Here is an 11,738-nt window from a genome sequence, read left to right on the forward strand (position 1 = left end):
CGGCGCGGGGACGCGAGTGGCCGGTGGGGCTGGCGAGGCGGTAGTGCCGGCCGCAGCCCCGCACCGCAATCGCCTCGCTCACGCCTCGAATCGATACCCCATGCCCGATTCGGTCAGCAGGTGTTTGGGGTGCGACGGGTCGTTTTCCAGCTTGCGGCGCAGCTGCGCGAGATACACACGCAGGTAATGGGTTTCGGTGGCATACGCCGGCCCCCAGACCTCCTTGAGCAGCTCCTCGCGGCCGACCAGCTTGCCCCGATTGCGGACCAGCACCTCGAGCATGCCCCACTCGGTGGGGGTGAGGTGCACCTCGCTGCCGTTCTTGGTGACCTTCTTGGCGGCCAGGTCGACGGTGAACGACTCCGTTTCGACGACCGGCTGTTCCATCTCGGAGGCCGCGGTGTTGCGGCGCACCGCCGCCCGCAGCCGAGCCAGGAACTCGTCCATCCCAAAGGGTTTGGTGACGTAATCGTCGGCCCCGGCGTCCAGCGCTTCGACCTTGTCCGACGAATCGGTGCGGGCGGACAACACGATCACCGGCGCGGTGAGCCAACCGCGCAGCCCCGCCAGCACGTCGATCCCGGAGATGTCCGGCAGCCCGAGGTCGAGGATCACCACGTCGGGTTTGTGCTCGGCGGCGGCCCGCAACGCGCCCGCGCCGGTCGACGCGGTGACCACCTCGTACCCGCGCACCGACAGGTTGATGCGCAGCGCGCGCAGGATCTGCGGCTCGTCGTCGATCACCAAAACGCGAGTCATCTGCGCCGCTCCTCAGCATCGCTGCGCTCTGCATCGTCGCCGGCGCGCGTCATGCGGCGCCTTCGGATTGCGGCGCAGCCATATCCACCATCACCGTGAGCCCGCCGCCGGGAGTGTCGGTGGCCGTGATCGTCCCCCCCATCGCCTCGACGAAGCCGCGCGCCACCGACATGCCCAACCCCACCCCGGTGGTGTTGTCGTGATCGCCGAGCCGCTGAAACGCTTCGAAGATCTGTTCCTCGGCGCCATGCGGTATCCCGGGCCCTTCGTCGATGACGTTGATCAGCACCCGATCGCCGACCTGCCCGGCGTTGACCCGCACCACACAGTTGGGCGCGTAGCGCAGCGCGTTGTCGATCAGGTTGGCCAGCACCCGCTCCAGCAGCCCGGCGTCGGCCATCACCATGGCATCGCCCACATCGACCTTGACCCTATCGATCGCGGAGCGGAAGAAGCCGGTGGCGCCCTTGCCGATGCTGACCAGCGCGCGTTGCACGGCCTCCTCCAGATACACCCGGCGCAGATCGGGGTGAATCGCCCCGGCGGCCAGCCGCGACGAATCGAGCAGGTTGCCCACCAGCGCGGTCAGCTGGTCGATCGACTCCTCGATGGTGGCCAGCAACTCCGCGGTGTCGGTGGGGGAGAAGGCGACATCCTCGGCACGCAGGCTGGAGACCGCGACCTTGGCCGCCGCCAGCGGGGTGCGCAGGTCGTGGCTGACCGCTGACAACAGCGAGCGGCGCAGCTCGTCGGCCCGCACGATCGCCTCGGTGCGGCTGGCCTCCTCGGCGAGTTCGCGCTGCCGGATCAGCCCCGCCGCCTGCCGGGCCACGGCGCTGAGCACCCGGCGGTCCCGCGCGGACAGCTTGCGGCCCGCCAGCAACATCTGAAATTCGCTGGAATCGGGGCCGCCCACCTCGATCGCGGTGTCCGCGGCGTCGACGCTGACACAGGGATCCCGGCCCACGCAGGCAACCACCTGGGTCTTGGTGCCGCCGGCCCGCGCGTCCTCCGACTCGCGCAGCATGCTGACCGACCGCTGGGCGTAGGTCTCGCGCACCCGCTCCAGCAGCGTCTCCAGATCGGCGCCGCGCAGCACCGAACCCGCGAACAGCGTCAGCAGCTCGGCCTCCTGGGAAGCGCGCCGGGCCTCCCGGGTGCGCTTGGCCGCGAAGTCGACCAGCACCGCGACCGCCACCGCGATCAGCAGCAGCACCAATTCGGTGATGGCACTGTTGGGTTCGGCGATGGTGAAGCTGTGCCGCGGGGCGATCAGGTAATAGTTCAGCAGCAGCCCGGACAGCACCGCCGAAAGTGCCGCCGGCGCAATGCCTCCCAGCAGGCCCACCAGCAGCACCCCGACGAAGAACAGCGCGCTCTCGCCGCCGGTGTCCAGGTAGGGGTCCAGCCACGTGACGGTGACCGCGCAGATGACCGACGGCACGATCAGCGCCGCCAGCCAGGACGCCACCCGCCGCTCCCGCGGCGCCAGCGAGGACGCCCGGAAGCCGCGTTTGGATTCCTCGTGGGTGACCAGGTGCACGTCGATCTTGCCGGACAATTCGACGATCCGGGGGCCGATCCCCTCCTCGAACAGCCGCGCCCAGCGGGACCGCCGCGAGGTGCCGATCACCAGCTGGGTGGCGTTCATCTCGCGGGCGAACTCGAGCAGGGCCGCGGGCACCTCGTCGCCGACGATGGTGTGCAGCGACGCGTCCAGGCTGCTGGCCAGCTCCCGGATCTTGGCCATCCGCGATTCCGACAGGCCGGCCAGCCCGTCGCCCCGGATGACGTGCACCACCATCAGTTCGGCGCTGGACTTCGACGCGATGCGCGACGCCCGTCGCACCAACGTCTCCGATTCCGGACCGCCGGTGACCGCCACCACGACCCGCTCGCGGGCCTCCCACGTGTCGGTGATCTTGTTCTCGGCGCGGTATTTGGCCAGCGCCGTGTCGACCTGGTCGGCCAGCCACAGCAGCGCCAGTTCCCTTAGCGCGGTGAGGTTTCCGCGCCGGAAGTAGTTGGACAGCGCCGCATCGATCCGATCCGGCGCATAGACATTCCCATGAGACAGCCTGCGCCGCAACGCTTCCGGTGTGATGTCGATGAGCTCGACCTGCGAGGCCTGGCGGACGACCGAATCCGGCACGGTCTCTTTCTGCTCGATGCCGGTGATCTGGGCGACGACGTCGTTGAGGCTTTCCAGGTGCTGCACGTTGACGGTGGAGATCACCGTGATCCCGGCGTCCAGAAGCTCCTCGACGTCCTGCCACCGCTTGGGGTTCTTGCTGCCCGGGGTGTTGGTGTGTGCGAGTTCGTCGACCAACACCACCTGGGGGTGACGGGCCAGCACGGCCGGCACGTCGAGTTCGGGGAAGCGGCCGCCCCGGTATTCGATGTAGCGCGGCGGAATGATCTCGATGCCCTCAAGCAGCTCAGCGGTTTTCGCGCGCCCGTGGGTCTCCACCACCCCGGCCACCAGATCCGTGCCGCGCTCCAGCCGCCGATGTGCCTCACCCAGCATCGAATACGTCTTGCCCACCCCCGGGGCCGCACCCAGATAGATGCGTAGTTCCCCGCGCTTGGGATGGTGGTCGCGGACGTCGGTCACGTCAACCATCATCCCCCCTCGCCGCTAGCTGGTGACCGGATAGCGGTGGTCGAGTTGCAGATTTAGCTGCAGCACGTTGACGCACGGTTCACCGAAAAAGCCCAACGCGCGCCCGCTGCTGTTCTGCGCCACCAGCTCCCGGATCTGCTCCGGGCGGACGTGCCGCACCTTGGCCACCCGCGCCACCTGGATGTCGGCGTAGGCGGGCGAGATGTTCGGGTCCAGGCCGCTGCCGCCGGCGGTGACCGCGTCGGCGGGCACGGCCGGGGCCGCCGGTGCCGCTCCGCGGATGGGCACGATCTGGCCGAGCGAATAGTCCTCCCCGGTCTTGGCGCATTCGACGCGCACCCCCTCGTAGAGGCTCACGAACGGTGTCGGGGTCGATTCGCACGGTTCGTTGACGCTGACCACCCGCGCCGGGTGGGTGACGTTGCCGCGCTCGTCGCGCGGCCCGATCACCGACAGCACCGCCCCCACACCGCCGCCGGTGCAGAACGGCCGCGACCCGTCGACGCCTTCCAGTTCGGCGACGGCGGCGCTGCGCGAGCACACCGTGGTCAGCAGGCCGGGTTTGCCGGGTGCGTCGACGATGCTCTCCGGCCCCAGGTTGCTGCCGCCGCTGGAGGTCGGGTCGTAGCCGGTGCCGGCCGCCGAGGGGCGACTCTGAAAGTACTGCGGCAACGGGTTGCCGTCCTTGTCGGTGAACAGCTGGCCGATCAGTCTGCTGCCCACCGGCTTGCCCGAGGCGGTCAGGATCGACCCCTCGGCGTGGTCGCGTAATCCGGGGAACTGCGCCACCACCCAGACGAGCAGCGGATAGGCCAGGCCGGTGATCACGGTCAGCACCAGCAGCGCCCGCAACGCCGCCCAGTGCAGGCGAATGAAGTTCGACAGTGTCATGTCAGGACATCCCGGGGACGAATTGGACGATCAGGTCGATCGCCTTGATTCCGATGAACGGGGCGACGATGCCGCCCAGGCCGTAGATATACAGGTTGCGGCTCAACAGCTTTGACGCGCTGCTTGGCGTGTACCGCACACCGCGCAGCGACAGCGGGATCAGCAGCACGATGATGATCGCGTTGAAGATCACCGCCGACAGGATCGCCGACTGCGGGCTGTGCAGCCGCATCACGTTGATCAGATCCAGGCCGGGGAAGAGCGCGACGAACATCGCCGGGATGATCGCGAAATACTTGGCGATGTCGTTGGCGATCGAGAAGGTGGTCAGCGCCCCGCGGGTGATCAGCAATTGCTTGCCGATCTCGACGATCTCGATGAGCTTGGTGGGGTCGGAGTCGAGATCGACCATGTTGCCGGCCTCTTTGGCCGCCGACGTGCCGGTGTTCATCGCCACCCCCACGTCGGCCTGGGCCAGGGCGGGCGCGTCGTTGGTGCCGTCGCCGGTCATCGCCACCAGCTTGCCGCCGGCCTGCTCCCGCTTGATCAATTGAAGCTTGTCCTCGGGGGTGGCCTCGGCGAGGAAGTCGTCGACGCCGGCCTCGTCGGCAATTGCCTTGGCGGTCAACGGATTATCGCCGGTGATCATCACCGTCCGGATGCCCATCCGCCGCATCTCGTCGAACCGTTCCCGCATGCCCTGCTTCACCACGTCCTTGAGGTGGATGACACCGAGCACCCGTGCCCGGCCGTCGACGCTCTCGCCGACGACCAGTGGTGTGCCGCCGCCGGCGGAGATGCCGTCCACGATCTCGCCGAGCTGGTGCGGGACGCTGCCGCGTTGGCTGCGTACCCATTCGGCTACCGAACTGGCCGCGCCCTTGCGCAGGGAGTGCCCGTCCAGGTCGACCCCCGACATCCGGGTGGTGGCCGAGAACGCCACCCACTGCGCCTGGGACAGCTCGCCGGGGGTGCGCGCCCGCAACCCGAAGTGCTGCTTGGCGAACACCACAACCGAACGGCCCTCGGGTGTTTCGTCGGCCAGGCTGGACAGCTGCGCGGCGTCGGCCAACTCCTCGGGAGACACGCCGGCCAGCGGGATGAAGGCGGCGGCCTGCCGGTTGCCCAGCGTGATGGTGCCGGTTTTGTCCAGCAGCAGGGTGTTGACATCACCGGCGGCTTCCACCGCCCGCCCCGACATGGCGAGCACGTTGCGCTGCACCAGCCGGTCCATGCCGGCGATGCCGATGGCCGACAGCAGCGCCCCGATGGTGGTCGGGATCAGGCACACCAGCAGCGACACCATCACGATGCCGGTGACGCCACTTGTGTTGAGCGCCTGGGTATCCGGGACGCCCGGGTTGTTCACCTTCGAGTAGATGGCCAGCGGCTGCAACGTGGCGACGGCGAACACGAAGATGATCGTCAGCGCGGCCAGCAGGATGTTCAGCGCGATCTCGTTGGGTGTCTTCTGCCGGTTGGCGCCCTCGACGAGGGCGATCATCCGGTCGATGAAGCTTTCGCCCGGCTTCTGGGTGATCTGCACGACGATGCGGTCGCTGAGCACGGTGGTGCCGCCGGTGACCGCCGATCGGTCCCCGCCGGACTCGCGGATCACCGGTGCGGACTCGCCGGTGATGGCCGATTCGTCCACCGACGCAATGCCTTCCACCACATCACCGTCGCCGGGGATCACCTGCCCAGCCTCCACCACGACGATGTCGCCCTGTTGCAGCGCGGTGGCGGCGACGGCCTCCTCGATCCCGGTCGAGCCGGGCGCCCAGTCACGCAGGCGCCGCGCCATGGTCTGGGTTTTGGCCCGGCGCAGGGTTTCTGCCTGGGCCTTGCCCCGGCCCTCGGCCACCGCCTCGGCGAGGTTGGCGAACAGCACGGTGAGCCACAGCCAGATCACGGTCAGCCAGGCGAACCAGCTCGGGCCGACGATCGCCAACACCGTGCTCCACGCCGCGCCGATTTCGACGATGAACATCACCGGATTGCGCCACAGCGTGCGCGGGTCGAGTTTGCGCAGCGCGTCCGGGGTAGAGCGCCACAGCATCTTCGGGTCGAGCAGGCCGCCCTGCACCCGCTTGGTGCCGGCCGACGGCGCCGGATGCGCCTGCTCGGCCGGGTCGATCGCGGTCACGGTCATCAGTGGATTCCTTCGGCGAGAGGCCCGAGCGCGAGCATGGGCAGGAACGTGAGGGCGACGACGATCAGCGTGACGCCGGCGACCATGCCGACGAACTGGGGCCGGTGGGTGGGCAGGGTGCCCGCCGAGTCCGGGGTGCTGCCCTGCCTGGCCAGCGAGCCGGCCAGCGCCAGCACCAGCACGATGGGCAGGAACCGGCCGAACGCCATGGCCAGGCCCAGGGCCGTGTTGTACCACTCGGTGTTGGCGCTCAGTCCGGCGAAGGCCGACCCGTTGTTGTTGGCCGCCGAGGTGAACGCGTACAACACCTCCGACAAACCGTGCGGACCGCTGTTGGCCATGCCGGCGCGTTCACCGGGCAGCGCCATCGCGATCGCGGTGCCGGTCAGCACGATCAGCGGCGTGACCAGGAAATAGCTTGCAGCGAGCTTGATTTCGCGCGGGTTGATCTTCTTGCCCAGGTACTCCGGGGTGCGCCCGACCATCAGCCCGGCCACGAACACCGTGATCACCGCGAGCACCAGCATGCCGTACAGGCCCGAGCCGGTGCCGCCGGGCGCCACCTCACCGAGCTGCATATTGAACATGGTGATCATGCCGCCGAGGCTGGTGAGCGAGTCGTGCGCGGAGTCCACCGCGCCGGTGGAGGTGAGCGTTGTCGCCGCGGCGAACACGCCCGAGTCGGGAACGCCGAACCGCTGTTCGACGCCCTCCATCGCCGCGCCGACCGCGCTGGGCACCGTGCCGTGATGCTGCAGCTGGAACCACAGCATGAAGCCGGTGCTCAGCAGGTACAGCAACGCCATCACCGACGCAATCGCGTAGCCCTGCTTGGGGTTACCCACCATCCGCCCGAAGGTGCGGGGCAACGAGAAGCCGATCACCAGGATCAGGAAGATCTCCAGCCAGTTGGTCCAGGCGGTCGGATTCTCGAACGGGTGCGCGGAATTGGCGTTGTAGAAGCCGCCGCCGTTGGTGCCGAGTTCCTTGATCACCTCCTGGCTGGCCACCGGGCCGCCGGGGATGGTCTGTGCGGTGCCGCCCAGCGTGGTGACGACCTGGTCGTGCAGATGGAAGTTCTGGATCGCCCCGCCGGCGACCAGCAGCACGGCGCCGACGATCGAGATGGGCAGCAGGATGCGCAGCGTCCCGCGCACCAGGTCGACCCAGAAGTTGCCCAGCTCGCCGGTGCGCCGGCGGGCGAACCCGCGCACCAGGGCGACGGCCACCGCCATGCCGACGGCCGCCGAGACGAAGTTCTGCACCGCCAAGCCGGCCATCTGCACCAGGTGGCCCTGGGTGGTTTCCCCCGAGTACGCCTGCCAATTGGTGTTGGTGACGAAGCTGACCGCGGTGTTCCACGCCAGCGAGGGCGTCATCTTGGTGGCCGGGTCATGCAGGTGCAGCGGTAGCTTGCCCTGCACCAGCTGCAGCACGAACAGGAAAATGATGCTGACCGAGGAGAACGCCAACACACCGCGGGCGTAGGCGCCCCAGGTCTGTTCCGAGCGCGCGTCGACGCCGATGAGCCGATAGATCGTCCGCTCGGCGGCGAGGTCCCTGTCGGTCGTGTAGACACGAAACATATAGTCGCCCAAGGGAACATGGACCACGACCAACGCCGCGACGAGGACGGCGAGAAAGATCAGTCCCGCGGTTGTGCTGCTCACCTAGAACCTCTCCGGGAACAACAGCGCGCCCGCGAGAAAGAGCGCGATGAGAATGGAAAGCACCAAGCCGACCGTGTTTTGGTAGTTCATAGCCGTTCGACCAGCTTCTGGGCCACGCCGAGCGCCGCGAACACCGCCACGGTCAGCGCCAGATACACCACCACGCCCATCTGCGTCTCCGTTCCGCGCCGATCACCTGCATACGAAAAGGGCTCCGTCGAGCCGGCCCGAAGCGGGGCTCTCGAGGCGAAGTCAGCTTGAAATTAATCGGGCCCGCGCTGCCAGGGCCTTTGGTTGACGGTTTCCTAACGGGGCCGTAGTGCACCTTTACGGTTTGTTAACGCCCCTTGCGCAGGGGCCGTCAAAGACCCGCTACGCCAAGGGTTCCCGGTCCGTCGATCAGCGGGAGCCGGACCCGGAACACCGTCCTGCCCGCGGTGGATTCGACGCCCACCGAGCCGTGGTGGGCCTTGACGATCGAGCTGACGATGGCCAGCCCCAGCCCGTGGCCCGAGCCGTCGGACCTTGACTTGTCGGCCCGGACGAACCGCTCGAACAGGTTGGGCAGCAGGTCCGCGTCGATGCCGGGGCCGTCGTCGGTGACGGTCAGCTCGGCGAACGGCGCCTCGCGGCCGCCGCGGTGACAGCGGATCGCGGTCGTCACCGTGACCCCGGGTGGGGTGTGCACGCGGGCGTTGCCGAGCAGATTGCTGACCAACTGATGCAGCCGGGCCTGGTCGCCGCGCACCCATACCGGTTCGTCGGGCACGTCTTTGACCCAGTGGTGGGTGGGGGCGGCCACCATCGCGTCGTTCACCGCGTCGCTGACCACCTCGGTCAAGTCGACGTCCTCGGACTGCAGGTCCTGGCCCTCACCCAGCCGGGAAAGCAGCAGCAGCTCGTCGACCAGGAGCGCCATCCGCCGCGCCTCCGACTCGATGCGGGCCAGCGCGTATTCGGTGGTGGGCGGCAGCGTCGAGCTGTCCTGACGGGTCAGTTCGGCGTAGCCCTGAATGGCGGCCAGCGGTGTCCGGAGCTCATGGCTGGCGTCGGTGATGAATTGGCGCATCCGCAGATCGGAGTCGACCCGATGCGCCAGGGCGCTATCCACGTTGTCCAGCAACCGATTCAGCGCATGCCCGACGATCCCGACCTCGTTTTGCGGGTCGGTGTCCTGCGGTTGCACCCGGACCGTGATCCGGTGGTCGTCGTCGGTGAGCGGCATCGCGGCGACGTGGGCGGCGATCGCCGCCAGCCGGCGCAGCGGGCGCAGCGTGTAGCCGACCACCCACACCGTCAGCCCGGCGGTGAGCAGCAGCGCCGATGCGGTCAGCGCCACGGTGGTGAGCTGTTTGCGCGCGATGATCCGGTCGGCCAGGTTGTGTGACACCCCGACCACCAGCACGTCCGAGCCGTTCACGGTGCTGTTGACCCGGTACGGCCCCAGCCTGCCCAGGATTTCGGTGCGCGGCGGGCTGTCCTTCCACGACTGGGCGGCGAGGTCGCGGACGACGTCGGGGGGTGCGGGCCGGGGTTCGTCCTCGGAGAAGACCGCCGAGCCGATCACGGCGCCGTTGCGCAGCACCGCGATCAGGTTCCCCGGCGTCTGGCCGGTGAATTCCAGGATGGCCTGTTGGATCGGCGGGGTGCCCGGATGTGGCGAAACATGTTCGCCGTTGCGGTATTTGGTGTACTGGTGGCTGAACGCGTCCAACGATTCGGCGACGTCGGCGTCGCTCATGGCGTTGACGTAGCCGCGCAGGCTCAACACCGAGACGAAGCCGACCGTCACCAGCACCACGCTGACCACCGCCAGCACGCCGAACAGCAGTTGGCGGCGCAGCGAGGAGGGAAACCACCGGGGAAATCCCCCGGATGCGGTGTCGCGGTCTCGGGTCATTCCGCCGGCCGCAGCATGTATCCGACACCGCGGACGGTGTGGATCATCGGCTCGCGGCCGGAGTCGATCTTCTTCCTCAGGTACGAGATGTACAGGTCCACGATGCTGGTGCGCCCGGCGAAGTCGTAGTTCCACACCCGGTCCAGGATCTCGGTGCGGCTGAGCGCGCGGCGGGGGTTGCGCATCAAAAAGCGCAGCAGCTCGAACTCGGTGGACGACAACGACACCGGTGTGTCACCGCGGGTGACCTCGCGGCTGGCGGTGTCCACCACCAGGTCGCCGACCTTGAGGGTTTCGGCGGTCGGGGCGGGCTGCTGGCTGGCGCGGCGCAACAGCCCGCGCAGCCGGGCGACCAGCTCCTCGAGGCTGAACGGTTTGGTCATGTAGTCGTCGGCGCCCGCGGTGAGGCCGGTCACCCGGTCCATCACCGAGTCGCGCGCGGTGAGGAAAAGCGTTGGCGTGTAAGCGTTGGACTGGCGCACCCGCTCCAGGATCCGCAGGCCGTCCACGTCGGGCAGCATGATGTCGAGCACCAGCACGTCGGGGGCCGCCCGGTCGAACTTGGCCATGGCCTCGCGTCCGTTGTGGGCGATGTCGACCACCCAGCCCTCGTAGTGCAACGCCATCTTCACCAGGTTGGTCAGCGCCGGCTCGTCGTCGACCAGTAAAACCCTGATCGGTGACCCGTCGGCGCGGTAGATCCTGGGCAACTGCCCCAGGATGGCCTGGCGTGGCCGCTGCGCGGCTGATTGTCCCGACATTACGGTCATGCTCCTACATTCTGGCGACGCACACATAGGACTGTCACCGAGTTCATAGAGTTCTCAAATGTGGGAGCCGGGGTGTCGCGGCCGGCGCGGCTATTTCCGCGCGGCGGCGACCGGATCTAAAAGCCTTGCCGCACAGGCGTATTAGTGTGCTCTACCGACGAAAAACGGGGCCGCGCACCAGGCGCGGCCCCGTTTGTTTCGAGACGGTTGTCAGGCCCAGCTGGACCCGACGGCGCTGTCGGTGCTGGCCATGTTGCTGCCCGCGGTCTGGACCTTCTGGCCGTGGGCGTTGGCCTGCTCGTAGATCACCTGGAAGTTGCGACCCAACTGGGTTGTCAGGCCCAGCTGGACCCGACGGCGCTGTCGGTGCTGGCCATGTTGCTGCCCGCGGTCTGGACCTTCTGGCCGTGGGCGTTGGCCTGCTCGTAGATCACCTGGAAGTTGCGACCCAACTGGGTGATGAACTCCTGGCAGGCCACCGAACCGGCACCGCCCCAGAAGTCACCGGCAGCCAGCACATCACGAATGATGGCCTGGTGCTCGGCCTCCAGGGACGCGGCCTGGGCGCGGATGAGCGCNCCGTGGGCGTCGACATCGCCGAACTGGTAGTTGATGCTCATAGCGATTGCTCCTTAAAAGTGTTGGACGGCAGCAGTTCTGGGCTAGCTGCTGAGGATCTGCTGCGAAGCCTGCTCTTGCTGCTCGTAGTTGTTGGCGTCGCGGATCAGCCCGTCACGCACCCCGTGCAGCATGTTGACGATGTTGCGGAAGGCCTGGTTGACCTGACCCATCGTGTCGTACGAGGTCGCCTGGGCCTGACCACTCCAGCCCGCACCGGCGATGTTCATCGACGACGCCCACATCTTGCGGGCCTCGTCCTCCACGGTCTGGGCGTGCACCTCGAAGCGGCCCGCCATCGCCCGCATTTCGTGCGGGTCGGTCATAAAACGTGTTGCCATCTCGGCTGTCTCCT

11 protein-coding genes are annotated in these 11,738 nt (G+C 68.0%); all 11 read right to left on the bottom strand.

Translation table 11 applies throughout. The features are described 5' to 3' along the window. Nucleotides 1-78: 78 nt before the first annotated feature. The 11 genes from H7I87_RS27240 to H7I87_RS27290 all read right to left on the bottom strand — a co-directional run bounded on the left by H7I87_RS27240 (nt 79) and on the right by H7I87_RS27290 (nt 11,724). Complete coding sequence (locus H7I87_RS27240; RefSeq protein WP_003877545.1) at nt 79-759, bottom strand: response regulator; 681 nt, start codon at nt 757-759, stop codon at nt 79-81. 49 nt (nt 760-808) lie between these two features. After that, nucleotides 809-3,385, bottom strand: a complete 2,577-nt coding sequence (locus tag H7I87_RS27245; RefSeq protein ID WP_009975281.1) for an ATP-binding protein — start codon at nt 3,383-3,385, stop codon at nt 809-811. Between the two features lie 12 nt (nt 3,386-3,397). Next, nucleotides 3,398-4,273 carry a potassium-transporting ATPase subunit C gene (locus H7I87_RS27250; protein WP_019732885.1) on the bottom strand — a complete coding sequence of 292 codons (876 nt, stop codon included), beginning with the start codon at nt 4,271-4,273 and terminating at the stop codon, nt 3,398-3,400. A 1-nt stretch (nt 4,274) separates the two neighbouring features. After that, entirely contained in the window at nt 4,275-6,425 is a 2,151-nt protein-coding gene (kdpB, locus tag H7I87_RS27255; protein WP_019732884.1) for a potassium-transporting ATPase subunit KdpB, read from the bottom strand. Further along, nucleotides 6,425-8,095 (bottom strand): potassium-transporting ATPase subunit KdpA, encoded by a 1,671-nt coding sequence (gene kdpA, locus H7I87_RS27260; RefSeq protein ID WP_019732883.1) that lies wholly within the window; start codon nt 8,093-8,095, stop codon nt 6,425-6,427. The genes kdpB and kdpA overlap by 1 nt, the downstream gene beginning before the upstream one ends. Then, nucleotides 8,096-8,185, bottom strand: coding sequence for a hypothetical protein (locus H7I87_RS27265; protein ID WP_003872722.1), 90 nt, complete (start codon nt 8,183-8,185; stop codon nt 8,096-8,098). After that, on the bottom strand, nt 8,182-8,265 hold the full coding sequence (locus tag H7I87_RS29080; RefSeq protein WP_019732882.1) for a hypothetical protein: 84 nt from the start codon (nt 8,263-8,265) through the stop codon (nt 8,182-8,184). The genes H7I87_RS27265 and H7I87_RS29080 overlap by 4 nt, the downstream gene beginning before the upstream one ends. A gap of 191 nt (nt 8,266-8,456) precedes the next feature. Further along, the gene (locus H7I87_RS27270; protein WP_019732881.1) at nt 8,457-9,995 is read right to left on the bottom strand and encodes a sensor histidine kinase; all 1,539 of its coding nucleotides are present in this window, start codon (nt 9,993-9,995) and stop codon (nt 8,457-8,459) included. Further along, complete coding sequence (locus H7I87_RS27275) at nt 9,992-10,765, bottom strand: response regulator transcription factor (protein ID WP_033726635.1); 774 nt, start codon at nt 10,763-10,765, stop codon at nt 9,992-9,994. Before H7I87_RS27275 ends, H7I87_RS27270 begins: the two co-directional genes overlap by 4 nt. A gap of 335 nt (nt 10,766-11,100) precedes the next feature. Then, nucleotides 11,101-11,385, bottom strand: a complete 285-nt coding sequence (locus H7I87_RS27285; protein WP_003874405.1) for a WXG100 family type VII secretion target — start codon at nt 11,383-11,385, stop codon at nt 11,101-11,103. 42 nt (nt 11,386-11,427) lie between these two features. Then, nucleotides 11,428-11,724 carry a WXG100 family type VII secretion target gene (locus H7I87_RS27290; protein WP_003874404.1) on the bottom strand — a complete coding sequence of 99 codons (297 nt, stop codon included), beginning with the start codon at nt 11,722-11,724 and terminating at the stop codon, nt 11,428-11,430. Between the last annotated feature and the right edge of the window lie 14 nt (nt 11,725-11,738).

It is taken from the genome of Mycobacterium timonense, assembly GCF_025821985.1.
Lineage (GTDB): Bacteria > Actinomycetota > Actinomycetes > Mycobacteriales > Mycobacteriaceae > Mycobacterium > Mycobacterium avium.

Coding starts and splice junctions, on each gene's coding strand:
- H7I87_RS27245 (WP_009975281.1), bottom strand. CDS start 3,385: ATGATGGTTGACGTGACCGACGTCCGCGACCACCATCCCAAGCGCGGG.
- H7I87_RS27270 (WP_019732881.1), bottom strand. CDS start 9,995: ATGACCCGAGACCGCGACACCGCATCCGGGGGATTTCCCCGGTGGTTT.
- H7I87_RS27265 (WP_003872722.1), bottom strand. CDS start 8,185: ATGAACTACCAAAACACGGTCGGCTTGGTGCTTTCCATTCTCATCGCG.
- H7I87_RS27240 (WP_003877545.1), bottom strand. CDS start 759: ATGACTCGCGTTTTGGTGATCGACGACGAGCCGCAGATCCTGCGCGCG.
- H7I87_RS27290 (WP_003874404.1), bottom strand. CDS start 11,724: ATGGCAACACGTTTTATGACCGACCCGCACGAAATGCGGGCGATGGCG.
- H7I87_RS27250 (WP_019732885.1), bottom strand. CDS start 4,273: ATGACACTGTCGAACTTCATTCGCCTGCACTGGGCGGCGTTGCGGGCG.
- H7I87_RS29080 (WP_019732882.1), bottom strand. CDS start 8,265: ATGGGCGTGGTGGTGTATCTGGCGCTGACCGTGGCGGTGTTCGCGGCG.
- kdpB (WP_019732884.1), bottom strand. CDS start 6,425: ATGACCGTGACCGCGATCGACCCGGCCGAGCAGGCGCATCCGGCGCCG.
- H7I87_RS27275 (WP_033726635.1), bottom strand. CDS start 10,765: ATGACCGTAATGTCGGGACAATCAGCCGCGCAGCGGCCACGCCAGGCC.